The 25,477-nt window shown below is 35.5% G+C and carries 25 protein-coding genes; 10 read left to right on the top strand and 15 right to left on the bottom strand.

Annotated elements, in window-relative coordinates; all coding sequences use genetic code 11:
* Positions 1 to 7: 7 nt before the first annotated feature.
* The 8 genes from B3P17_RS08300 to B3P17_RS08265 all read right to left on the bottom strand — a co-directional run bounded on the left by B3P17_RS08300 (position 8) and on the right by B3P17_RS08265 (position 8,489).
* Positions 8 to 718 (bottom strand): hypothetical protein, encoded by a 711-nt coding sequence (locus tag B3P17_RS08300; RefSeq protein WP_291031252.1) that lies wholly within the window; start codon positions 716 to 718, stop codon positions 8 to 10.
* 12 nt (positions 719 to 730) lie between these two features.
* Entirely contained in the window at positions 731 to 1,987 is a 1,257-nt protein-coding gene (locus B3P17_RS08295; protein ID WP_291031254.1) for an SPFH domain-containing protein, read from the bottom strand.
* Positions 1,988 to 2,076: 89 nt separating this feature from the next.
* Complete coding sequence (locus tag B3P17_RS08290; protein WP_291031256.1) at positions 2,077 to 3,132, bottom strand: tetratricopeptide repeat protein; 1,056 nt, start codon at positions 3,130 to 3,132, stop codon at positions 2,077 to 2,079.
* On the bottom strand, positions 3,129 to 4,793 hold the full coding sequence (locus B3P17_RS08285; RefSeq protein WP_291031258.1) for a tetratricopeptide repeat protein: 1,665 nt from the start codon (positions 4,791 to 4,793) through the stop codon (positions 3,129 to 3,131). The genes B3P17_RS08290 and B3P17_RS08285 overlap by 4 nt, the downstream gene beginning before the upstream one ends.
* A gap of 6 nt (positions 4,794 to 4,799) precedes the next feature.
* Entirely contained in the window at positions 4,800 to 6,437 is a 1,638-nt protein-coding gene (locus tag B3P17_RS08280; protein ID WP_291031260.1) for a WG repeat-containing protein, read from the bottom strand.
* 19 nt (positions 6,438 to 6,456) lie between these two features.
* Positions 6,457 to 7,647, bottom strand: a complete 1,191-nt coding sequence (locus B3P17_RS08275) for a hypothetical protein (RefSeq protein WP_291031262.1) — start codon at positions 7,645 to 7,647, stop codon at positions 6,457 to 6,459.
* Between the two features lie 10 nt (positions 7,648 to 7,657).
* Positions 7,658 to 8,236: an RDD family protein gene (locus B3P17_RS08270; RefSeq protein ID WP_291031264.1), complete on the bottom strand. Its 579-nt coding sequence runs from the start codon at positions 8,234 to 8,236 to the stop codon at positions 7,658 to 7,660.
* Between the two features lie 40 nt (positions 8,237 to 8,276).
* Complete coding sequence (locus tag B3P17_RS08265; protein WP_291031267.1) at positions 8,277 to 8,489, bottom strand: hypothetical protein; 213 nt, start codon at positions 8,487 to 8,489, stop codon at positions 8,277 to 8,279.
* 136 nt (positions 8,490 to 8,625) lie between these two features.
* Between B3P17_RS08265 and B3P17_RS08260 the strand changes: the two genes are divergently transcribed.
* The gene (locus B3P17_RS08260; protein WP_291031269.1) at positions 8,626 to 10,338 is read left to right on the top strand and encodes a hypothetical protein; all 1,713 of its coding nucleotides are present in this window, start codon (positions 8,626 to 8,628) and stop codon (positions 10,336 to 10,338) included.
* Here the strand turns inward: B3P17_RS08260 and B3P17_RS08255 are convergent.
* Entirely contained in the window at positions 10,332 to 10,766 is a 435-nt protein-coding gene (locus tag B3P17_RS08255; RefSeq protein WP_291031271.1) for an anti-sigma factor family protein, read from the bottom strand. The two genes, B3P17_RS08260 and B3P17_RS08255, sit on opposite strands and share 7 nt — an antisense overlap.
* A complete protein-coding gene (locus B3P17_RS08250) occupies positions 10,753 to 11,946 on the bottom strand; it encodes a hypothetical protein (protein ID WP_291105003.1) in 1,194 nt (397 codons plus the stop codon). The genes B3P17_RS08255 and B3P17_RS08250 overlap by 14 nt, the downstream gene beginning before the upstream one ends.
* A 116-nt stretch (positions 11,947 to 12,062) precedes the next feature.
* On the opposite strand from B3P17_RS08250, the gene B3P17_RS08245 reads away from it, so the two are divergent.
* Positions 12,063 to 13,403, top strand: coding sequence for a hypothetical protein (locus tag B3P17_RS08245; RefSeq protein WP_291031275.1), 1,341 nt, complete (start codon positions 12,063 to 12,065; stop codon positions 13,401 to 13,403).
* A 16-nt stretch (positions 13,404 to 13,419) separates the two neighbouring features.
* Here the strand turns inward: B3P17_RS08245 and B3P17_RS08240 are convergent, their stop codons facing one another.
* The 5 genes from B3P17_RS08240 to B3P17_RS08220 all read right to left on the bottom strand — a co-directional run bounded on the left by B3P17_RS08240 (position 13,420) and on the right by B3P17_RS08220 (position 17,924).
* Positions 13,420 to 13,893, bottom strand: coding sequence for a hypothetical protein (locus B3P17_RS08240; RefSeq protein ID WP_291031277.1), 474 nt, complete (start codon positions 13,891 to 13,893; stop codon positions 13,420 to 13,422).
* A gap of 8 nt (positions 13,894 to 13,901) precedes the next feature.
* A complete protein-coding gene (locus B3P17_RS08235) occupies positions 13,902 to 15,155 on the bottom strand; it encodes a carboxypeptidase regulatory-like domain-containing protein (RefSeq protein ID WP_291031279.1) in 1,254 nt (417 codons plus the stop codon).
* A 63-nt stretch (positions 15,156 to 15,218) separates the two neighbouring features.
* On the bottom strand, positions 15,219 to 16,112 hold the full coding sequence (locus tag B3P17_RS08230) for a DUF5683 domain-containing protein (RefSeq protein WP_291031281.1): 894 nt from the start codon (positions 16,110 to 16,112) through the stop codon (positions 15,219 to 15,221).
* A 170-nt stretch (positions 16,113 to 16,282) separates the two neighbouring features.
* Positions 16,283 to 17,578, bottom strand: coding sequence for a relaxase/mobilization nuclease domain-containing protein (locus B3P17_RS08225; RefSeq protein ID WP_291031283.1), 1,296 nt, complete (start codon positions 17,576 to 17,578; stop codon positions 16,283 to 16,285).
* Positions 17,568 to 17,924, bottom strand: coding sequence for a MobC family plasmid mobilization relaxosome protein (locus B3P17_RS08220; RefSeq protein WP_291031285.1), 357 nt, complete (start codon positions 17,922 to 17,924; stop codon positions 17,568 to 17,570). The genes B3P17_RS08225 and B3P17_RS08220 overlap by 11 nt, the downstream gene beginning before the upstream one ends.
* Positions 17,925 to 19,017: 1,093 nt before the next feature.
* Here B3P17_RS08220 and B3P17_RS08215 point away from each other — a divergent pair.
* From B3P17_RS08215 to B3P17_RS08180, 8 genes are all read left to right on the top strand, one after another.
* Positions 19,018 to 19,794, top strand: a complete 777-nt coding sequence (locus B3P17_RS08215) for a ParA family protein (RefSeq protein WP_291031287.1) — start codon at positions 19,018 to 19,020, stop codon at positions 19,792 to 19,794.
* The gene (locus B3P17_RS08210; protein ID WP_291105000.1) at positions 19,794 to 20,294 is read left to right on the top strand and encodes a DUF3408 domain-containing protein; all 501 of its coding nucleotides are present in this window, start codon (positions 19,794 to 19,796) and stop codon (positions 20,292 to 20,294) included. The genes B3P17_RS08215 and B3P17_RS08210 overlap by 1 nt, the downstream gene beginning before the upstream one ends.
* Complete coding sequence (locus B3P17_RS08205) at positions 20,294 to 20,884, top strand: hypothetical protein (RefSeq protein ID WP_291031292.1); 591 nt, start codon at positions 20,294 to 20,296, stop codon at positions 20,882 to 20,884. Before B3P17_RS08210 ends, B3P17_RS08205 begins: the two co-directional genes overlap by 1 nt.
* Positions 20,885 to 21,274: 390 nt before the next feature.
* Positions 21,275 to 21,553, top strand: a complete 279-nt coding sequence (locus B3P17_RS08200) for a helix-turn-helix domain-containing protein (RefSeq protein ID WP_291031293.1) — start codon at positions 21,275 to 21,277, stop codon at positions 21,551 to 21,553.
* Between the two features lies 1 nt (position 21,554).
* Positions 21,555 to 21,851: a helix-turn-helix domain-containing protein gene (locus B3P17_RS08195; protein WP_006799145.1), complete on the top strand. Its 297-nt coding sequence runs from the start codon at positions 21,555 to 21,557 to the stop codon at positions 21,849 to 21,851.
* A gap of 311 nt (positions 21,852 to 22,162) precedes the next feature.
* Positions 22,163 to 22,489: a DUF6922 domain-containing protein gene (locus B3P17_RS08190; protein WP_006799146.1), complete on the top strand. Its 327-nt coding sequence runs from the start codon at positions 22,163 to 22,165 to the stop codon at positions 22,487 to 22,489.
* 8 nt (positions 22,490 to 22,497) lie between these two features.
* Entirely contained in the window at positions 22,498 to 23,139 is a 642-nt protein-coding gene (locus B3P17_RS08185) for a nucleotidyl transferase AbiEii/AbiGii toxin family protein (protein WP_291031294.1), read from the top strand.
* 1,132 nt (positions 23,140 to 24,271) lie between these two features.
* Positions 24,272 to 25,477: an SIR2 family protein gene (locus B3P17_RS08180; RefSeq protein ID WP_291031297.1), complete on the top strand. Its 1,206-nt coding sequence runs from the start codon at positions 24,272 to 24,274 to the stop codon at positions 25,475 to 25,477.

Here is a 25,477-nt window from a genome sequence, read left to right as displayed (position 1 = left end):
TATTATTTTATTTTGAATAAATATTTTTCCTGCGTTGATAGATCCATTCACATTTTTGGAGATTCTTTTTTATGGATTCTTCATTCATGGCAAAATCGTAAATTTCGATGCTAATGTTATTCAATGTATCTATGAATGAAATTTCCAGATTATTGGCTTCCTGCTTGTTAGATGGTGAAACAAATCTTAGATTTTTTTCGAGTTCGTTAATACGATTTATAAAGTAGTCCGGCAGTTCTAAATTATTACTCATTTTGTATTTCAAACCTTGCATAACCGATTTCATTTCATTGATTCCATTACTATTAGCTGTCTCTTGCGCATAAACTTCGTTTACTTTATCGGACGAATGGAGCGCAGCAACAAAGCCAAGCAACAATAAGAAGAACAGTATGCCATGGATAATGAGTTGTGTAGAGAAAACTACATCTAAAGCAATATTACTTATAATCATTGCCGCAACTGCTATAATCGCATATAGCCACGTAGCTAGCCAGCGAACACCAATAGATCCGATTGCTTTGCTTGATTTGTCGTTATAATCGACTAACGGAATGAGAATATCAACAAAAAACAGCCCATAAATAATTGTAGAAACAACAATATTCAGTGCAAGAATATTATCTGTCTGCTTGCCTCTGAATAAGATAAAAGCAGTTATAATCAATGTTTCTCCCAATAAAAGAGAAAGCCATGATATTGTTTTTTTTGTCTCCATAGCTCTTTATATTTATCGTTTATTTCCACATCTGGGACAAAATTTTGCATTTGGAGCTAATGCAGATCCACAACGGGCGCAACTGTCATCTGACTGTACTTGTTTCCCGCAATTTCCACAAAAAGTGCTACCGGGAACTAATGGAGCATTACAATTAGGACACAAAATATATTCGCACTGTAGAGGTGTACCGCAACTTACGCAGCGTTTTGCATTTTTATCATTATCGGTTCCACACTTGGGGCAAGGATTGTAAGTATCGCCACAATGCGGACAGAAACCATATGTGTTGGGGAATTTACGGGAACAATTGGAACAATAGACCTCTCGCACTTGCTTTGTGGATTGTGTTGTTTGTCCTTGGGTTTCCTGTCTATTATTACCGCCGAAAGAGGGTTGGCTGTATTGTGGATTCATCATTCCGCCACCTGCAGCACCTCCCATTCCACCCATCATATTCATAGCCATCAAACCTCCGATAAGCCCCCCATTTCCTAGACCATCAATAGCATTGTTTGCTACACCAAACATCTGCTCTTGCTGCCATGTATGCCCGGTAATAGACATCGCACTCTGTTGTGAAATGGCAGCCGCTACCCTCCGTCCGGTTTCGCTTGAAGTATCAATATCAATACTTGTAATGTAGAATTGAGTCAGGTCTAAGCCTAAATTATCCCAGAATGATAACATTGTGCCTTTCAAATATTGAGATAGCTCATCCAGATGCGCCGATACAGATTTAAATCCTATCTTGTTTTTAAGCATAAACTGGAGGATCGTCGATTTGGTTTTGATCGAGAATTCTCCAAAAAACTGATTTGTTAGATCGTCTTGCGTAAATTCATTTTTTGTACCGACTATTTTTATCAAGAACTTTTCGGCATCTTTTACTCTCAACCCATACCGTCCTTTTGACACTAACGGAAGTTGAGTATTATAATCCGCATCGTGAATAGACATGCTATCTGTTTGCCAATCAATATTGTAAGGTTGTAATTTGTTAACGAACCATATTTCTGCCATAAACGGATTTTTACCTCCGAAAGGGATACCAAATAAATTCCTCAGAATGGGTAAATTCTCTGTACTCAAGGTGTGTTTTCCCGGACCGAATTTACCTATAATCTGTCCTTTCGAAAACAAAACTGCCTCTTGTGATTCTTGTATAAGCAATTGAGTATAAGTACTCAGATTTGTTTCTGGAAAGCAATATGCATAAATTGTTTTATTTCCTTGTGGTGACCAACTGACTACGTCTATTATTGCCATAAGTAGTTATGATTTCTATTTGTATTATTAATTGATTTTCTTTAGAAGAGGGTTTGAGCAAAACGCAATTTTATATATTTCTTAATATGCTATTTATTTTCATATTTCCATAATTCTAATCCATCCCATACTTTTTTCGCCTCACTGTTTCCGTTTTCATAAGCTTTTTTAACCCAAAATGCGGCCAATTGATTATTTTTATTTGTGCCTTTTGCATAATAATACATAAGTCCTAATTCGTATTGAGCATTTTTATTGTCACCTGCACATTTTTTTAACCAGTTAAAAGCTTCTACGAGTTGATTATTCTGTTTATATATCAATGCTAGTTCATATTGAGCATTAATATGTCCCGCATTCGCACTTCTTAGAAATAGATCTTTTGCTTTTATTGGGTTCTTCAAAACACCATTTCCATTTTTATACATCGTGGCTAAATAATATTGAGAACTTGAATCTCCAAGCTTACTTCCTGCTTCGAACCATTGCCGTGCTTTTTCGGCATTTATATCGGTTCCTACTCCCCAAAGATATGATGTGCCGGCATTTGAATATGCAACAGGTAGTCCCTTTTCAGCGGCTTTCTTAAATAACTCTAAAGCTTTATCGTAATCCAAAGGAACTCCGTCTCCATTGTAATACATCATACCTAGTTTATTCAATGCATATTTGTCGCCAAGTTCGACTTCCCGTCGAACTTCGCCAATTCGACCTGAATTAAATCTTATTCCTTGAATTCCACGGAATGTCCAACCATTGGCTTCCCTCTCAATAATATCAAATGTTGAGTCTTCTTTAAATAATGATGCATCAAAAATTAGAGCAAGTGGTTTTTGATCTCCTCCTTCGATGATTATTCTTCGTTGAGATAATCCTTCTATTCTTTTACAGGCAACAGATATCCCATCTTGCATTAGCTCAACTTTTCTATAATCCATCCATATTCCAGTTGAGGTTGAAGAGTTATTTGAGAAAATAATATTTATAATTATTTCTTTATTTTTATCATTTAGCTCAATTGAATTAATTGTAGTCCGACTATCAGTTCGTGATGATATTGATGGACTGTAAATAATATTTTGAGCATTCAGTGTTGTTATAACCCCGATAAAAAAAAGAATTATAACAAGAATTATCTTTTTCATTGTTTATATTTCCAAAGTTCTAATCCATTCCATACCTTTTTTGCATCCTCGTTTCCGGCATTATATGCCTTCTCGATCCATTGGGCTGCTGTTCCATTATTTTTGGCAACACCTTTTCCATAAAAGTACATGAGACCCAATTCGTATTGAGCTGCAGCATAATCATTCTCAGCACTTCTCTCAAACCATTTGAGTGCAGATTGTAAGTCTTTACTCGCCTTATATAGTAAGCCTAATTCATATTGTGCTGCATTATATCCACTCTGCGCACTCTGCTCTAAATATTCTTTGGCTTTAGCCGGATTTTTAAGGACACCTTTACCGTCGTTATACATTTTACCTATAGAATACATAGAATATATATTACTATTTAATGTTATTGCTTTTTGATAATAATTTACAGCCTTTTCCAAGTTGTAGAAACTATTTTCTCGTGAGTAAATATTACCCAGCGCATTCAATGAGCTACTTTTCAAATCATCATTATCGACAGTCGCGATTATGTCTTCATACAAATCAACGGCAGTTTCGTTGTCTTGAGAGGTTCCATAGCCATATTCATACATATGAGCTAAACTGCTTTTCCCGTTTAAATGACCATTGTTCGCCGATTTCTGAAACCATAGAAATGCAGTTTCATAACTTTGTTCTACACCTCGTCCAAAGTAATATAATTCGCCTAGTGAATTTTGAGCGTATGGAGTTATATAATCTTCTTGTGCTATTGCCTTTCCATACCATTGTGCGGCAGATGCATAATCTCCGTTTTTTTTGCTTTTTTGTGCAAGCCAAAATTGACCATAGGAATTTCCGCTATAGGCAGATGCCTCATACCATTTTGCGGATTCCTCCAAATTCTTTTCCAAGGAAGCTCCTATTTCATATAAACCTCCGAGGTAAGCCTGAGCTGAACCCGATCCGTTTTTAGCAGCATCTATTAAATAAGAGGTAGCTAACTCTAGAGTAGTAATAGTCCTTGATTCGCTTGTAAAATAAGCGAATGCTACTTTTTCTTTGGCTTCTACATTCCCATTTTGAGCACTTCTCAAATAATATTGATTAGCCTGGTCTATATTTTGTGCAACTTCTTTTCCTATTTCATATTTCTGTCCTAGTTCAAATGCGGCGTCTGCGTCACCTTTCTCAGCCTTTTTTTCTAGTTGATTAATTTCGGCGCGTATTTGTTTTTCTGTTTTTATCCTTACATCATAAAAATTCCATTTAGGAAGCTTGTATACACCTTCTATCGGTTTTCCTTCTACTAAGTCGAAAGCAATTATATCAAAAGGCATTTTTTCGAAAATAACCGAAAACCATTCCGGTTTATCGGGTTTTACATTATTGCCATAATTTTTCATACCTCCGGTTTGCAATGCTTTATATATATTCCCATCATCAGCTTTTATCTGCAGATACAGATGTGGCTGTCGAGGAATATTAACTCCATACGGATTGTCTGGCCTGTATACGAAATCAATTCTTGTATATTCGGTATCAATTGTAATTTTGATGATCTGGAGAGCTTGGTCACAACCTTGTGTTCTCTTTGCTTCAGGCTGAGTCACCTCTATACTTTTTATGTCTTTTATAGACCTTCTCTGTCCATATATACTTGCAGATAGAGTAAACATTGTAAGTATTGTGATTATTAAGATTCTCATTATTTTTTATTTATCAAATGATACTATAATTGCTATTCTTGATTCATTGCCAGTAATCGAAACATCCATGTCTGATGATTCTAGGCTTATCTCGACTTGTTCTCTACCTTTATTTTCTTCTGTTTGGATTGTCATACCACATGTATTCTTTATGGCTTTGGCAATTTCTTTGGCTATACTCTTTCCTTTATTTTTTGCCCGCGAATATTGGTCTATAGTTAAAGTATAACCTATTGATTCTATATCAGCATCGTTAGCCTCTATTGTCTCATATTTTCCTTCATAATAATTGTAAGAGGATTTTGATAATTCTGTTGAAAATCCAAAAACGATATTTTTTATAGAAACTCCATTACCCAAATCTATTGGATCATCGAATTTCCGTGAAGTTGCAGAATTATAGGATAAATTATTGTATTGGTTTTTAATACTGGCAAAAACTGTATTATTTCCTATTCCTCTGAATGTACCTTTATTAGAATTGATTACAAAATTTTTGCAAATAGATTCTATATCACAATAGTCGGTTTCGACAGATAATAGTTTTGTGTAGTCGTATCCCACAGCCCACATCATGTAATCGATGGCAATATCGGTATATTGAGGATTAATAACAATCTTTCCTTCTTTATCTATAAATCCGTATTTTCCACTCATTAAAAAAGGGGCTATGTTGCCTATAAATGAACATATACTTCCATATTGAGGATTAAGGATATATGTGCCTTTTTTGTCAATTAATCCGAATTTAGACCCATCAATAGATGCTGGAGCGACATTAGATCCATTGAAAGGCCCCAAGCCTTTGAGTTGAGGATTAATCACAGTTTTCCCTTGAGAGTCCAGCCAACCGTATACTCCGGAATCTTCTACAATGAACAGATCTCCGTCGGGTACAATCCGGTCATACTGAGGTGAAATAACATATTTTCCACTTTTGTCTATTACTCCGTATTTTCTATCATAGTCTCCTATTGCAACTACAGCTAATCCATCGCCATTAAACATATAGGTAACTGAAAATTGAGGTTGGATAACAAACTCGCCTTTTTTGTCGATATACCCATATCCTACTTTTTCATCAATTGTTGCCGAAGCCAACCCTTCGCTAAACTGGTCGCAAGCAACGAATATTGGCGAAATAACCATTTCTCCTTTATTATTTAGATAGCCCCAAGTCTCAATGTCATCTTCTTTAAAACAAACAGGAGCAAGTCCCTCTGAAAAGACTTTTGTTTTTTTACTATTTTTCAAGGAAAACAGAGTTTCACCTTTCTTATTGATAGCTGAAGGGTATCCATTTTCTTCCACGACCCAAGCAATTCCATCATTAAAAATTGTTGCGTATTTGTATTTTTTATTATTAATGAGTTCACCGTTTATATTAAGAAAGGTGAGTGGAGAGGATAGTGTTTGCGACATCTCATCTGCGATTTCGATAAGTGAAATGCCGTCGTAGAAAAATGAGGCTTTATGTATTTTCTGTACAGGTTTTATAACTGTTTCTCCTTTCTGATTTATAAAGATCCATCCATCCTGATTTGTTTTCACTGGGATAAGATTATTATCGGCCTTCTTTTCCTGTCGGCAAGAGCAAAACAGACTTGTCGCCAATATGATAATCAATAAATTAATATGTTTCATCTTTTTTAATTATTGGTTCTCAGAAATACGTTATTTCTCGTATCTCACTGAAAGTTGTCGTATTATAGCTTTTTTTGTCCTCTTCGTCCACTCCTGAAATTTTGCAATCAACCTTTCGTTCCATCCAATTGCCATTCATATCTGTTTTCAGATATTCGAAGGTAGAAACTTTGGAGGATGAGCCCCCTCCTCCTTCATATCCGGCATTCTCAACCTCTTTGTAGGGAAATAGGTCTGATTCGCTTCTGTATTTATATTCAATAGTTACAGCGTCAAAACCAACATTTGGATGATATTTGCTAAGCCGCCCTTGTTTGTCAAAGGTGAAACTGTCACGAAAATATTCACCTCCCTGTTCTATTTCGTTTCTTGTATTCTTTCCATATTCGATTTTATATTCATATGCCCCACCATTGGAATATTCATTCAAACTTGAATAAATATTGGTCACTGTATTTATATGCTTGCTTCCATCTTCGAAGACCCACACGGTAGTTTTCTTAGTCAAATTTCCATCCACATTGAATTCTAAGTAAGTACCGTCTGCATATTTCACGGACCTCACACGGCCGAGCAAATTGTAGCACTTCCATCCCGACATGGGAGGCGTATCTTCAGTTTTAGCTATACCTCCATTTTTTAGAAACAGTTCGTTACTTTGGAGTTTATCATAAAGAAATGTAAACAAAGTACTTCCTCGTTTCAAATTTTCACTGGGTGCTACAGATGAAGTACCATCAACATCGGGTGGATAGTATTCAAAGGATAGCGTGTATTCATTATTCGTATCTTTAAGATCGTAAAGGATAAAGTCTGTGTCATTATTCCCCATACTTCCTCCCCCAAAGTCATATTCCATGTATAGATATTCTTTGTTTTCAAGACTTACAACCTCGGCAGATACGACAGGAGGGTAAGACATGCCCCGCATCAATCCTTTAGAAAGCAAGGGAGACCATTCATTATTATTGACCTTAAGTATATAAACATACACTGAGTCTCCATCACCCTGTCGAGGTCTTTCAAACATTTTCGTGAATAAAAAGTGTACACTATCCAGTTGAATACAGGTATCTGCGTCCATTTGGTAAAATTCGGCAAATGCTTTTTTCCCTCTTTCGATATCTTCGCTTGATGTTGTTTTTTTTGAACAGCCCACTACTAATAGGAGAATTATGAATAAGAGGGCACATTGAGTGAATGTTTTCATGGAATTTACTTTATGGATTTTTACTGATTACTTGTGTCTTTGCTATCATGTCTCCCAGTCTCTTACCTTCTTTGTTCGCTATAACTGCTATAAGTTCAACAAACCATCCCATAAAAGGGATAAGCGCTATTATACTCAGTAGTAATAAAATAAGATTTCTCAAGCAAGATTTTGACTTTGTACAAGGGATATTATTCTTCAGACAAATTACCTGTAATCCTACTATTCTTTTACCAAGACTCTGACCTTGCCCTAAACCATCTTTAATCAGAAAATAAAGGAGTGGGGGCAGTAACACAAATATTATAAACACAATGTACCAGTTGGTTTCAATGTTATCTTTAATATTGCCCTGATTGAAATACAACTCAAGAGCACTGTAATTATTCGTATAATAATAAGGTATAGAAGATATAAGCAATCTTAATGTAATTAGATACGAGAGAATAAAGTAGCCTGTAATTATTAGGATATCTATGAATATCGCTAAGAATCTTTTTCCTAAAGGAGCTTTGATATAATACTCATTATAAATTTCAATAAGAGGTTTTCTGCTTTGCTGTTCTTCAATTTCTTGATATTCTGACATGGCTTTTGATGTTTAGTTAATTTATTTCCGAAATTATATTTTACGCCTCAAAACTGCTGTCTACAAATGTTGATTTGTCTATAAAGAGGGTATTATGATACATCAATTTTTGCTTATTTACTGGAGGACGAATAATAATAGGGGGAATAATAGAAATTTCATTCTGTCTCCCGATTGAAGTATCAGCTGGACTTGTTGTAAAACTCAAAAAAGTGATAGCAAGAATGCAAATTGAAAATAATTTCTTTTTCATATGAATTGATTTTTTAATTAAACTCATATGAATTGGTAATAACCTTGAATATTTGTGACAGCTTTATCTCATTTTTTTTAAATTTGTTCTATAAATAATCTTTGCCTTGCATAACAGATTCTAATTCTATGATTTTATGTCCGCAAAATCCATCTCTTTCGTTGTTTCTATATTCTTTTTATTATTCATCACGCCGATTGAACTAAAAGCTGATGAATACTCTTCAATTACTGATAGATTAGAAAATTCTAAAATTTCATTCGATAAGAAGTATAATTTGTTAGAAGAGATATCCGGATTAGAATTATTGAAACAGCAGAAAGTATTATCCATATTATTAAGGGATGCGAAAAGACAAAAAAAGGATTATACTCTCTGTGAATTATATTCCCGAATCGCTCATAATGATATATTTCTTGGAGATATTAGTCACGCTAAACTAGTTTTGGATTCTGCAACTATATTTTTACAAAAGGCAAACGATAATAATACAATCGCTTTATACCATTATGTATCGGGTGACTATTATAATATGATGTTAGACGAAACAAATGCTCATAAGCATTATTATGAAGCGATTCGCTATTATGAGCAATCGAAGAAAGGCTACTTAAGGGCGATATATATATTACATAATATATCTTTTAGTTATATTCAAAAAAAAGACCTTTCTAATCTGGAAATTGCCCGAAATAGAATGGCTAATATTGTAAGCAAAGCAGACAAAAATTTATCAATAGATGTCGCTTATACACGAGTTCAGGCTTTCTATTATTCTATTCTCTACCAGAATAAGCTAAAAGAATGTTATCTGGATTCGGCTATTATCCTAGATAAGAAAGTAATTGATTTATTTAAATCAGATTTAAAAGAGGAACTTAGACCGGAAGAAATAGCATATAACTATCTTAACCTTGTTGTAAATTCGTTGAAAAAAGAAGAGGTCGACTATAGCCAGTTAGGATCTTTGGTTGATAGTGCTATTAGTTTAGCTTCCCCAACAGATACCGTAATGCAAGTAAACTGCTTATGGGTTAAGGGGCAGATATACAAGGGGCAAAATAGAATAAAAGATGCAGTGGATATTATGAAAGGTCAACTCCAATTAATGAATAATTGGTCTGTCTCCAAAAATCTAGTTATGTATGCAGATTTATATAATAATCTGGCTGAAGTCTGTATGGATTTAAATGAGTATAAAGAAGCCTTTCTATATCAGCAAGAGGAGCTTAAGTACAGAAAACAGATATTGGATAACGAAAAGTATCAAATAATATCTGATATACAGGTCAAATATGAGACAGAAAAAAAAGAAAACCAGATAAAACACCAAGAACAGATAATCTTTTTTTTATCAATTCTTTGTCTGCTAATAGCTATAGGTGCTTTCTTAGCAATTAAATGGAAACGCGTCATTAAGTTGGTAAATTTGAAGCAAAAAACAATTGTGAAGCTACAAAAATCTGAGGCTAAACTACAAATGCAGAATGAAGAAGCGAGAGAGAACATACAAGAGGATCAGAATATTCTCGTAAGGAAAGTTTCTTCTTTAGTTAGAGAAAAATTATTGATTTACCCCGACGATCAGAAAAAATATTTAGACAAACTTGAAACGATAGATAGGGATTCTATCTTTATTCTAAAAAATAGAAACTTTAATGACCTTCGGATACAATACTGCATCTGTTTCGGAATAGGAATGAAAAAAGAACATATATCATTATGTTACAATATTGTAGATCAGACTATACGTAAACATAGATCAACAATTAAAGCAGATTTGGAACTTGAAAAAGATGATGATCTGAATATGTACTTGATTGACTTGTTTAATGGCAACATCTACTGATCGATAGATAAAGTATCTAGTTCGAACACGACATCTGTACTATCCGAAGTTAAAGTATCTCCCTTACTATAAGACGGGCTTTCTGTATTATATATCGGATGTTCAGTATCTTCCGGATTCTTTCCTTTATTCGGAGATATTATTTGGAATAATAAGACTATTGCAGCAACAGCAGAAGCTGCTAAAACCAGATATCGCTTCATAGAGTATTTCTTTTTGATACCTATAGGCTCTTCTTTAGATGACATATCTGTATCTTCATTATCATCTAAAGACTCTGCAATACCTCTTAGGTGATGCAGCCTTTGTTTACAATGATCGCATGCAAGAATATGTTCCTGCATATCAGCCTCTTCATTCCGCGATAATAGATTGGAATAATAGTTCCAAATATCATTATCTGTATATTTACAATTACCGTTTTCCATCTCCTAGTTTTTTACTTATCAAATCTTTAAACCGATCCACCAATGTTTTCTTTACTCGAGAAACGCCTTGTCGAAGATTATCTTCGCATTGTTTCTGTTCTTTCGCAGATAAGTTACTACCATATATATTTTCGGCAAGTTCTTTATAAGATTTTCCATCGGTATGTTGTAGTAAAATATCTATTTTATCATCTATGCCCTTCGATATCGACTCATATATTCCATCAGGTTTATTGAACAAAACATTAACTAACCCCAATTTGATATCTTCCAAATTATTGATATCAATATCAAAAAATGAAAAATTATCTGAAGTCGGTTCTCCCCAATCTGCTGACAATATTTTATCAATATCATTCAAATCTTCAATGTGATTTGTCACAATATTCTTTTTCTTAATGAGATTAGCCAGATTATTCACACTGATTCTCCATATATAATTTCTCAAATGAATGCCGGTTTCGAAATTCGGGGTATTGTTCGAAAGAATCAGATTATATATCTTTTCATTCGATCTTATCCATGCTTCGCTCCTTAAATCATCTTTATTATTAAGTTTATATAGATATTTATATGCAACAACATCTGTAATTTTATAGATAACATATCTGAATACTTTCCATAAATCCCCATCATCTTTTTTAAGTAACTCAAGAAGTACCTCAATATTTATAGGATACCTGAGAGCATATACCGATGCTAGATCGGACTCAATAGATTCAGGAGTATTAAATGTTCGGGATTGATATTTATTCCAATCTATCAACTCGTATATGAAGGTTCGAGAAACAATAAATGCTATTGTATATGGACTAGGGTCTAAGTCCTTATCAATAGTTGCCGATGAATTTGACCGCAATCGCAACCGTTTCAATATATCTTTAGAAATGCGGATAATCCAATCCTTAAAAAGAGCTTCATCCGAAAAGAAAGAATCAATTTTCTGAGCAGTAACATATTCGGAATAGAGAACTTCTATAATTTTCTTTCGCAATTCGGAGAAAGATGATTTCTCTTTTATTTGTCGTAGATCTTTACGCTTACTTATATGTTTAATAATATCAGTTTTGGAAGATAGCAGAGATACTGATAGAAGTTTGTATCTCTCATCCTCTTTCGTTATAATTTCTTTGACACAGTCTTCGAACAGCACTTCCCTTTGATTTTTTATTCCTATCACGAAGATAAGTTAATTTTGGTATATTTGCATATATTATGAGGTTACGTTTTCTTCTATTTTCAGTGTCCTTTTTTTGCTTAACTGGAGCCTATGGACAGATCGACATATTCGCATCAATGGATTCAACATTCAATGCCTATGTAGATAGACTTGATGATGAATTTATTGATTATACAAAAAAAATGGATGAAGACTTTTATAAGTATCTGGAACAAGAATGGACTGCATTTTCTGTATTGGAAGGGACAGAAAGGACAAAACAATCTTCAGATTTAAGAATTACCAATGCGTCATTCACTCCTGACAAAGACGACCTTAGTTATCCTGCCAAATCTCAGAATACACCTTACAATACCATTTCGTTGAACTTTTTCGAGAACAGATTCTCTGTAAGAATAGATCCATTAATAATAATTAAATTAAAATCGTTATCTGAAAGTGAAGTTGCTAAAGGATGGAAAGCCCTTAGCGAATCCGATTTTGTAAGGACAATCTTAGATATACAATCGATAAGAAAACAATTTAATCTGAATGACTGGGCTATCTATTACCTGATCAATGACCTTTCAAATAAATTATTTTCAGAAAATGAAGAAAATAATAAATCACTATTCAACAGTTTTATTTTAACTCATATAGGGTATGATATCAAACTTGGGCGAACTGGGCGGAATACAGATATCGATAAAGGCCGCTTGGTATTACTTATGCCTTTTACGTCAGAAATATTCAACCAAAATCGCATAGATATTCAAAATAAGATATACTACATAGAACCGTTATCAAAGCAAATAACTTTTAAAAAAGATGATAAAATATATTCTTATCAGAAAAATTTCAGTTTAGCGAATAGAGATCTAAATCTGCATATTAAAAGAAACCCCAGTTTAGTATCAACAATTATACAACGAAAAATAAATTCGCCTTATATAGAAATGAATTCACATATAAGGTGTACAAAGGCTTTGGTTGATTTTTATAATACATACCCCAATACCGAACTCTCGGTGTATCTAAATACACCGCTAAGTCTTGAACTAAAAAAATCATTGGATATAGCACTTCAGCCCCTTAAAGTATCACCACAGAATAACACAGAAAAAGTTGATAAATTACTGAAATGGTTTTACCACTCTTTCTCATATAAGGAAGACGCAATCGAGAAGACATTGTTTGCAGAACAAACTCCTTTAGAAAGATATACTGATTGTGAAGACAGGGCAATTTTCTTTGCCCGAATCGCTAAAGAAATTCTCAATTTGGATGTTGTATTGTTTGAGTTTGATAAACATGTTGCGACGGGCATCTACCTCGATAATAAACAGACCGGTTATAATAAAATATTCAAGGGTAAAAAGTATATGATCTGCGACCCGTCTAGCAAAGAATGCAAAGCTGGTTATGTGATGGAGCAACTTGACAAAAATAAAGTCTCCGTAATACCTTTTATTCAATAACTATGCATGTTATCAATCAAAGTTGATGAAAAGAGCGAAGTGCCTTTTCTATTGTTTCGACTTTAACCTCCAGACAAATATAAGTTTTATAAGTTCCCGTCTCTATTTTTATCGTTTCTTCACAGACAATTTTCATATTCGATAGAGATTGTTCTACAGCTATTCGTGTAGCCTCTCTTCGTTTTATTTTCAGCTCTTCTGTCTGGTTTAAGTTGTCAGACTCCTGAAATTTATTGCCAATGGATAAAACTTTCGACTGCACAAGCGCAGCCAAACCGATGCGGGCATCACTCAACGCCTTGGTCTTCGAGTACATTTCGTCGATGCTCTCTCCAACAGCGCTATAAGATATTATATTACTTTCTTTCTCTGTATAACATCGACAAGGATTATTAACCGCTGTATCTTTTGAGGAAGATACAGACTTCGTCTTACAGGAACTAATCGAAATTATTAATAGAATAAAAAAATAATATCTCAATCTTTTCATATCAGGGCTTATTTCTCGCTATTATATATTTGTTCTATTTGATTCGGTGTTATAGCTATATTGTGAAAGCGAATGTTATCGATAATGAAGCTTGAGGCTGTTCTATAATTCGGGAAACCTCCATCTCCTCCAAAATGAATAGGATTTTTTGTAGTTAACTGATAGGTCGGATACGCGACTTTCTTCTCAGACCAAAGACCAGAATCTATATACAAGCTCTGAATGCCTTGTTTAGTCGTATATGTCACCATATGCCACAAGCCATTTTGCAAATCATTTACTCCACTTCCAAAAAGAATTGTTTCTGCTGTACCATTGCCTTTTATTCCAATATTGAAAGCATTATCTTTAACATAAAAATATGGAAGTGATGAAGATTCTTGCGAATCAATCAGAGAAAATATCATTCCTGTTGATATTCCTTTTATCCAGAAAGAAACCGTATATTCATTCAATGTAGTATAACCATCTGTTTTGGCTAATGGATTTGACGGTATTACTAGATATTGCTTTTTTGCCCCCGACAGATTTAGAGCTTTTCCTTTACTATTCGGTGTATCAGTTGTAAACTCCGGATTGTTAACCGTATGAGCATGATTATTGTAATCTGATAGATCCAGTAAATCATTATCAAAATTATAGTAAGTAACTAATCCATCACTGACAATTATATCGCTTGTTTGATTATTAGTTTTATTTACTGTTACCAGAATTTCTTCAGTTCCGGCATCAGAGATTATCAACAATCGGCTTTCAGAGACTCCTTGATTGGTCAATTTACTTCGATCTATTTTAATTGTAATGGATGAACTTGAATTGGCGTTGATAGAACCCTCCGATGGATTGATCTCTGAAATCCATTCACTATCTGTCGAAATAGACCAATTAAGGGTATTTACACCCTTATTCTGTATAGTTAAGACTTTCTGTGTCAAATCAACTCCGAATCCGACTTCTTTATTGTCTACATAAAGATTCCCTTTTCCGGTTTGTAAAGCTATATCGGCTTTAGTTGTTACACCCGGATTAATGGTCGTATATTTTGTATTGGTCTGATATTTTATTTTAGTAACAGATAGAGTATACTGACCTGCTTCGAGCGTATTAAATTCATACCTCCCATCGCTTCCTGTTACAACAGTTTTTCCTCCGGGCGACAGGGTCACTTCTGCTCCTTGTATTGGCTCATTGGTTTCCATATCGGAAACTGTTCCATAAATATTCCCATAGATATCGGGATCTGTCTTGACACATGATATCATCGTTAATATTATAATTAAGGATATTCGGAGCTTATTAAAAATCATAGTATTTCAACTGTATATTTAGAATGCAAGAGAAAGAGATATTCCATTATGCTCAGTGCTGAATGTAGGAGTAAAAGCTATTCGTTTATTAGTCATAGTTCTTTTTTTTCCGTTACTTGCGACAGCATCAACCACATTATATATATAAAGAGCAATAGCACCTCCAATACAGACATTCCGTACTGTTTCGTAATTATCAGCTTTGTCCGTATAATTTTTTATCTTATTTACGTCAAACGTTTCTTTTGCCTTGCGTCGATAACTGGATCTCGTATTTTCTGTTAAGATTATGCCTGTAATCAGTGCGACTTCTCCACCTAATATACTTACTCCTTTTGTAGCAGAACCTTTGTATATTTGTCCATAACCCGGAACCAAAGCCGAACGCCACAAAGCACTCATACCATATTTATAAGAAAAACTTACATGATCGAATAAAGGCTTTTCCAGGTTCTTGCTTACCATATATAAAGTATAGCAATGATATATTGTTTTAGCATCACTAGTTTTCTCGGCTTCCCAGTACTCATCAACCTTTCGAAAATGGACAAAAAGCTCTTCGGAGTCTATTTTGTATTTATAAGAATATTCTTTATTAATAATCTCATTTACATTATCTTCTGTTTGAATAGAAGAAGACGTTGTAATTATCTCACCACTTATTTTAATATTATTAGTTTGATCTATATAGTTTATAAGCTCCTTAAATGCCCCATTACGAGCCGAATCGAGATTATAAGCCTTAGCCGATGATATCTGATAATAGAAGGTATTATTTGAAGGAACAGGCAATTTATCAGATAACCAATCCGGACGTTTTCCATCAGATGGAAAACCTTGGTTCGCCGAATATAGACAAAGTGTTAGACTCCACAAGAAGGTTAATAAAAACAAATAAAAGAATAGTTTCATCTTAGATATTAATGAGAGTACAAATATAGTTAAACTGAATAGAAAATCTAATATTTAAGGTAGTATCTCAATCTTATCAAGATAATATACTTATATACTTCCAAGAAGCACCTTTAGTCTTTTAGACAAGCCCTATATCTCCTGCAATTATACTATACCATTTTGAAAGTTCAGCCTAGTTTCTGTCTTGGCCTTTTTCTCATTGGTTGTTGACTTTGACTCTCTTTTTGCTGTTTATTTTCCTTATTCTCTTTCGATACCCTCGGATCACCCCATGACACTTTGTATTCAGTATCCTCTCTATTTTCTTTCCAGAGGTACGGATATTGAAAATCAATACCACCGCACCACTTAACTTTGGCCTTAGTTCTAAAGCCATTTTCTATGAGTATTTTATCCCTGATGCGCATCTCATACCTGCCATATTTAACAAGCTCATCTGGATTTTCCTTGGACGAAAAAGCTTTGTCCTTTTCATCATTAAGGAATACATAGGAAGAAAAGTTTCCACTGCCATCCTTCTTTTTAAGACCTTCCAGATATATAAAGCCACCCTCTTCCAGAATTAGCCACTGCTCTGGTGTTAATTTAACCCCACCTATAATGTGTACCTCCGGTTTGTTTTCAGTTTGAGATTGTACTTTTGGGGGCTGTTTTTCCTGTATCTGCGGCTCCCTTATTGCCTCTTCCTTTTCTTTCAAAGCATAGCTTTGCTCTCCTTTCGCCTGTTCTTGTAGTAATTTAATATTCTCCTCAAATACCTTTTTTAGCTTTCCGAAGCTGAATTTTCGATCGATTTGTGATCCTTTGAAAGCAATATTGTTATACCGGAACGATACACCTTCAATCTGATTGGTACCCCGTTTGAATTTATATTCAAGCTCAATACCATATCTTTTTAGAGAAAATCGTAGATCGGCAGGAGTTTTACAAGTCGGTAAAACAGCTTTTATCGCATCATAGATATAATACTTCACCTTATCCGGATCATTGAGTTTCTCTCTTTTCACCTGATCCTTTCCCTTGCCATAAGTCAGATTGTATTTATCCTTTAGCTTCTTACAGGTCTTGATATTCCGCTTATAATCGTTATTGACAGATATCAGTTTTAAGTCATTGTTAATACGGTTATACACAATATGCAAATGCTCATTCTCGGTATTATGATGCCTTACAATAATATATTGCGTATTCTTAATACCCATTTCCAACATATACTCCTTAGCCAGTTGTACCATAAAATCATTTGTCATCCGCTCTTTGTCTTCAGGAGCAAACGATATAGGGATATGCCCAACAGGTTGTTTTATCTCTTTTCTACCTGATCGCTGCATCGCAAAACTTCGGATCATATCTTTGGCATTATCAGCCCATACTCCCTCCGCTTCGAGTAGTTCAGCCGTCTCATTCATTACATATTGGACACATCCCTTAAATGACTTTCCTTTTATATTCTTAGCGATCATCCAGCAGCTTTTTGATTCTAGTCGTTATACTTATTACCTCCATCGCCGTATTGGCAAGACCTGATTTATTTGCTTGTCTGGCTATCTGGTTCAGGTTATTAGCCATGCCCGAGAGTTTACGCATCAAATCCAAATCTTCCAGAGAAAAGCGAAGTTTAACACTTCCCTTTAGTACCATTTCTCGAGCATACTGTGTAGCTTTCATACCCAGTTTCTCAGCTTTCTGTTTCACGGACGTAAAATCCTTTTCTGTCAATTTGAGATTGATAGAACAATTCAACTTCTCTTTTTCCTTTTTTGGTCTCCCACGAAGAACCTTTGCTTTCAATTTATTTTCACTTTCCATAGCTTTTCTATTTCATGTTATGGAAAACTATCATATCCTTTTAGCATCTGAGCAAAGCGTAACGGAAACGACCACCGGGAGATACAGTGGAGTCCCCTCCTGCAGCCCGGACTTTTTGCGACCATCGGGAGCAAAATCCGCAGGCTGCCCAGTGCGTGGTCACAGCCCCCTGCAAGGGCAAGGTATGCACGAAGGTTGTCCGAAAATGTGCGTAGCGATTTTCGGGTAACCCGTGCGATTACCTTGCTCCTTTGACGACGAGAAAAAAATAAAGAGGTGGTAGTCTCTTTATTTTTTGAATTGGCGGCAACCGTTAAACACCCTCCGGAACATAAAACCATACATCCCGGACATTTAATTGTTACATCATTTTTAAAAATGCGGCTTAGATAAGAGGCCGCTGATAGTGCTTTTTTACTTTTCATAAGTCTGTTATTTTAATAATACAGACCACGAATTAAATAATAATATTCATTGAAATACAATGCTTTATACGTATTGGATTTATCTGCGGGGACTCGCTGTAAATTACTGTTTCAGACATAAAAATATCGGTGCGAACTGCTTCGATCTGCTATACCGGAAAATCAGGTAAGTTTTCCCTGTCAGTAAATATTGTTTTTTTACAACACATTCGCCGAAACCTGGCATAACCCATCTCTTTTCTGGAGCAAAACAAAGTCTTTCTATGCAATAGAAACGAGTATTATGTGCTGATAAATAAGTTGTTATATATTCGCATCTGAAAGTCAGATAAACTTACAATGTGCAGTTTTTACAGATTAAAAAACAGATTATTTTCAATTTGTATATAAAACACTAAAAATTGGAGGTTGGTAAACCTGCTGTTTTTCCGATAATCTTTCAGATTTGACAAATCGGTAATTATCAAACTTGAAAAGTTGGTCGTTTGGTAATTTGGAAACAGGAAGACTTGAAAATTTTACAACATGAAAGGTTGATCGTTTTAGTATTTTATTGAAAATAAGATGATTTTAAAATCTGATAGTCATCCGTACAACTTTCAATCAAGAAGTAAAAACTGAAAATTTTCTAAATAATAATATGTCTAATTTTAAAACTGTCAATTCGTATGAAACAGAAACCTTTATTTATCGCTTTCTCCACCCAGAAGGGCGGAGTCGGCAAGAGTACCTTCACCGTACTGGCAGCAAGCTACCTTCATTACCAAAAGGGGCTGAATGTTGCCGTGATAGACTGCGACTATCCGCAGTGCAGTGTCTATGAGATGCGTAAACGGGAGATTCGTCAATTGGAGACCAACCTGCATTACCAATCCAAAGCTATTGAGCTGTTCGAATCATTGGGTAAACAAACTTATCCGATTGTCTGTGCCAAGCCCGAAGAGGCTATAACCAGAGCACAAGCATTTTTATCAGAAGAGGTTGCCGCTTATGATGTGGTCTTTTTCGACCTGCCCGGCACCATCAACAACGAGGGTGTGATTACTACTTTTATGGGCATGGATTATGTCTTTGTACCGATGTCTCCTTCCCGGCTCTCGATGGAAAGCACCCTCTCGTTTATTATTCCCGCCAGCGAGTTGATACGGGAACATACGGATATAAACCTCAAATCCATCCACTTATTCTGGAACCGTATCGACGGGCGTATCAAAAAAGAATGGCTCACCCATTACCAAGGCGTTATCCGGGAATTCGGTTTATCCCTGATGCATACAGCCATTCCCCAATCCGTTCGCTACGACAAGGAGCAATCTCTGGAGGGCAGCGATGCCGTCTTTCTCTCCACCATCTTTCCTGCTGATAAGAACCTGATCAAAGGCAGTAACCTGGATCTGCTGGTCGATGAAATACTGGAAATTATTCACTTAAAACCTCTGATCTAATGGCAGCAGATAAAACAACAAATAGATACGAAGACCTGCTCAAATCGGCACATAAAGGAATCGATCTGGATCAGCCTGTACACAAAACAGGGCAGGAAGAAAAAGTAGCAGAGCCTGTAGATACAATACCTGTCGATGTAGTAGCGGATGGTTCAGATCCTGTGAAGATGGAACCGGATGCAAAACCGGATAATCCACCTGCATCAACAACATCGATATCAACAGAACTGCCTTCATCTAAAATTCCCGGAAAGAAAAAACGTAAAACCCAGGATAACTATCAGTATGTGTTTTTTGTACGGGTGGATTTTACCCATCGTAAACCACTTTATATTACGGCTGCCACCCATCGCAGGCTGATGCGTATTGTCCACCTGATGGATGAATCCAAAGCCACGATCAGCAGCTATGTGGAAAATATCATCCTGAACCACCTCGAAACCTTCAGGGAGGATATCGATACTATTTACCGTACAAACAATCTTAATCCGACAGAATAATGGATACATTTATAAAAACACTTGTAGTGATAAATCTGTGGCTATGGACCGGATTGTTTCTGAGCAGTCCATCGCTTCGAAAGGCATTCGTGGATATGCATCGCAGTATGGCATCGGATCTATATGAAGCAGTGAAGAAACAACTGGTAAAGCTATCTGGGATAGCAGCCGGCTTTATATCCCAGAAATTAAGAAAAGCCTCACATTATATCGAAGAGAGCAGCTATGAGCTGCGTGTAAGCGTAGCCCGTTCCCTTGTCAGCAAGGATCTGCTGGAAGCATTGATGCATAAAAACCTTGTCTATGCCATCTCCCGCGCACGGATGATGGATCAGGGAGATTCCGGGGTGATATGGGATGATCTTGAAACAATGGCAAACCTGGCTACCGGAAAAGAGGTTGGAGATGAAGGCCGGAAAATTTCGGTAGAGACAGCTTTTAAACTATGCAATACAGATTTCTTCGAACAACTGATCACCCGTATTCCCCGCGCCCAGGAACGCATCCTGCTGGCACTGGACCGGATAGAAGACAGCAGCCCTTATGAGTCGGTCAGAAATGAAGCATACCGCAAGTTTATAAGACAATAAGCATATTCCGGTAAAGAATTAGGAATAGATAAGATCGGGATAGACAATAAGAATCAGCCCACAGATTAATTTTCGTGGGCTGATTTTCAATTATATTATATGATCTATATGGTATAGAATAAATCCAATGGCAATGCCATCGGCTTCCAAACTGGAGCCACTGGCTACCATCAGGCTGTAAACCAGGAAAACACTACTGAATTAATTCTTTCTTTTGTCCGTCCATTGGTTTACACTTTTTATTGTCAACCATTTTCAGGACAAGACAGAATGTGCAAAGGTGACAAATTACGACAAATAGCGACAAATGACGTCACACAGGAAAAACTTACCATTTAGTAGTATATATTGCGATTGTAAACGAATTTTATTAATTAAAAACGAATTTATATGGAAGTAATAAACATTGAAGCCGGAGCTTTTGAAGCGATGATGAACCGTTTTGAAGCCTTTATCGGGAAAGTGGAAAACCTGTGTGGCGATCATCAGGACAAAGGTCTTCACCGCTGGCTGGATAATCAGGATGTATGCCGGATACTTAACATCTCGAAACGTACCCTGCAAACCTACAGGGATAATGGTACACTGGCTTATACCCAGATTAACCATAAAATATTCTACAAACCTGAAGATGTAGAAGCAGTTATTAACAAATTAAAATCAAAGTAGTATGAGCAATGAAATTATTACAAGAGAAAACGATCGTATAAAAAGATTTTTTAGTTCATTGGACAGGATGCTGGACAAGATCGAAGCCGCGCTGACAGGATGCAAGCCGACACTAAACGGGGAACGTTTTCTGAGCGATCCTGAAGTATCGGACAGGCTAAAGGTCAGTCGAAGAACCTTGCAGGATTACCGCACAACTGGGAAAATACCTTATATCCAATTAGGAGGTAAGGTACTTTATCGGGAAAGCGATATACAGAAGCTATTGGAGGAAAACTACCGTAAAGGATGGCAGTGAACTTCAGATGTGGACTAAGCTAGCCCAAACCCAACTATTTTTTTCTTTTTTATCCGGTAACTTTTACCACACAGCAAGCAATGGTAAATAAGACAAAGCTTTTTCTATTCAGGAAAACCCGTCAGGGCTCCGGCTTTGGTGTTTTACCGGCTTGCTGTTCATTCGTGGACGGATAAATAAGAGGATCATTATTTAATCAATTTTGTTTAATCATGGATAGAAGCAGCATGACAATAGTAATTAACTCTTTATAATAGATTCCATTCGGATAGAAATACTTATTTTTGTTCTAACAAATAAAAAAATGCAGTATGTGGTCTGACTGGAAAGAACAAATCAAACACCAGCCAAAGGTAAGGCACAGTTTATTGTGGGAATATGACCTTTGCAGTTTTGACTGGCAGTATATGCGGGCCCTGGTAGTAGAGCGTGTCATAGAAAGAGGCTGGGATGAGGATTATTATGCCCTATTCGCTCTTTACGGGGGAATGGATGGTGTCAGACGAATCATACGGGATGAAGTATTGATCCTTTCCGATAAAGATATTGCTTTTGTTTGTACTGCTTTTAACTTAAAGAAGGAGGATCTCAAATGTTACATACGCAAACAGTCGAGACAGGCACTTATGAACTCTTAAAATCTATTATGAGTGATACCGTATTCGATCAATTCTCATTGGCCGGAGGTACTGCTTTGTCATTGCTTATCGGACATAGGAAAAGTATTGATCTGGATTTATTTACTGTAGAAGAATTCAACCCTTCATGGCTTGAAAAATACTTGCAGGATAAATATGCTTTCAGAGGCGATTTCAGGGAAGGTTTCAGCCTGAAAGGTGAAGTGAACGGTGTGAAACTGGATTTTATCCGTCACGATTATCCGGATGTAGAAGCTCGAATACAGGATGATGGTATACGTTTATACAGTCTGAAGGATATTGCAGCGATGAAACTATCGGCTATTGCCGACAATGGTACCCGGTTGAAAGACTTTATCGATGTGGCTTATTTATCGGGATATTTATCCCTGAAAGAAATGCTGACGGCATTCGGAACAAAATATCCGCAGACAAACCCCTATCGTGCAGCCAAAGGGCTTAGTTATTATGATGACATCCGTTTTACGGAAAAGATAGACCTTTTGGGTAAAGACTTTAAATGGGAGGATATTACAGCCCGTTTGTCAGCTATGACCCAGGAAGAAAACAAATGTTTTGGTCTGTTGGATAAGGCTGATAAAAAAGAACGGGTTCAAATTCCAAGAAGGAAAAGTCGGGGGATAAGGTGAGTTGTTCGTTTAAATAACATAGGCTGTATCCGGCAATAACGGAAAACTATTAAAAATAAGTGGATATTTTTGTAATATTACAAAACTTAAAAAAATCGGACTTAAAGGGAATAAAAAACTGTAGAATACTTAATTGGCAAGGCTGTTTTAACCTAAAACACAGATAGACAGTAAGGTTCTGCATTGGGTATTATTGGATGAGAACTACCGCAACGCCTTTCGGCTATAAGTCGAAAAAAGGAATACTATAACAATCCGGTCTTATGCAGAGGAAGAGGAGAGCAGCTTTTGTTCCCCTCTTTTTTGTTTGCTGTTGACCTTGGGCAGGCTCTTATATCCTATGCGTCGGATGTCGGCTTCGCATGCTATGTCCCTTTGGCCTTGCAGATGAAGAAAGCCAAGCGTCAAATTTTTAGGAGGGAATACTTTCCCGAAGAGATAACGCAGGGGAAGTATTTTCACCTAAACTCGCAGAGCCTGAATTTGACCGCGTGGCTTATCCATGTATTTTTGCCAAAGGGATATAGTGCGAAGTGAGATACTCTGGATGAAGAGGGTGCAAAATGGGAAACCGGAATTATTGTTTTCTTTTCGGTATGGCAAGTCATAGACGATATTCTGGTAATTACTTTTTCATCTACTCTCATACGGATCAGTTTACATGTATAAATTAAAGAATCTTATCAATTAACTATTTTTTTATCCAGCAACTTCCACTATATGGCAGTAGAGGTAAATAAAACAAAACTTTTCCTGCTAAGGAAAACATGCTCAGGCTTTGGATCGGTCATTTTATTGGATTACAGTTCATTCGTGGAGAGATAAATATGAAAATCAGGACTTAACATTATCAAATGTTACATTATTTTGTTTAATTTTGAATTATTAAGATAAATCTTAATAATTCAAAACATATTATGAAAAATACATTGAAAAGTTGAGTAAAAATAAAAGAATTGTATTTACTTGAAGTTGGAATAGATTATGCTTTTGTTGTTAAAGTCGAAAGTTAAGAGAGTTAATTTCCAATATCATTTAGAAATATTATCTAGATTTTTTAAGTATTTCAATTAATGAATTGCAGAACTGTAGTTTTGGGGAAAATGTTTAAAACCAATAATAAAATGAGAATATGAAGCTTATTTTACTCAATAATAATAGCAAGGTAGCATATGATGATAGTGATCCTAATAATGTGAAGGTATATATTGATGGAAAACTTCACGATTTTAAGGAAAGTTCTGATAACAGAATAGACTATGCTATTGCAACAAAGAGAAATAAATATTCTCAAATATTGAATAATCAATTCGAAAATCTGTTATTACTTACAGGTGCTGGTTCTTCTATTGGTTGGGGGAAAAATGGCAAGCTAGGTAAATCGATGGTTAATTTATGGGACGATGCCGAGGCTCTCTTGTCCACGGAAATTTTCACTAAGCTATTACAAACAATTGGTTACGAAGAGAAGAATGAAGATGGTTCTATAGTTAAGAATTTAGAAAAGGTATTGTCTATGTCAACACCTGCGATCCCTTATGTCTCTAAAACTGATATTGATATTGAAGATTGTGTAAATAAGATTAAAGTTTTTATAAAGGAAGCCTGCCAATTGGATTTGCCTGATAATTCACCTCATATGCTTCTTTTGAACAAGATAACAAAACGCAAAGTTACTTTACCCAGATTTAAGTTATTTACATTGAATTATGACTTGATGTTTGAACAAGCAGCTTGTGAAAGCAATTTTGTAATTATTGATGGTTTTTCATTTTCCCAACCAAGAACTTTCAGTGGACGAAATTATGATTACGATATTGTTTCCAGAAACCAAAGTCGAGTAAAAGAAGAAGATAATTTTATTCAGAAAGTTTTCCATTTATATAAATTACATGGTTCTGTTAACTGGGAAAAACAAGATCATAGAATTGTACAAAAAGAAAATCCAGCCAATCCATTGATGATATACCCACATCAATCGAAGTATGAAAGTTCTTATGAACAACCCTATTTCGAGATGATGTCAAGATTTCAGGCAAATTTAAGAGAGGAAAATGTTTTTCTTATTACAATAGGATTTAGTTTCGGAGATAAGCATATTGTAACAGCTATCATTGAAGCCTTAGAACAAAATCCAAGTTTTCAATTGATGATTATTAATAGAAATATTGATGAAACCAATCAGAATCTAAAACCTTTTATTGAAGCTGCAAGCAAATACTCTAACATATCTATTGTGTCAGAAACATTTGAGGATTTTGCTAAATATTATCCTGATCTGAAATCATATAATCCGGAAGATACGCGACAAATAGTAATTAACATTCCAAAAAGTTAA

Origin of the sequence: Dysgonomonas sp. UBA7630 (assembly GCF_002483985.1) — a bacterium.
Taxonomy (GTDB): Bacteria; Bacteroidota; Bacteroidia; order Bacteroidales; family Dysgonomonadaceae; genus Dysgonomonas.
Note: the sequence above shows the minus strand (reverse complement) of the source record. Positions and strands in the feature narration are given on the sequence as shown.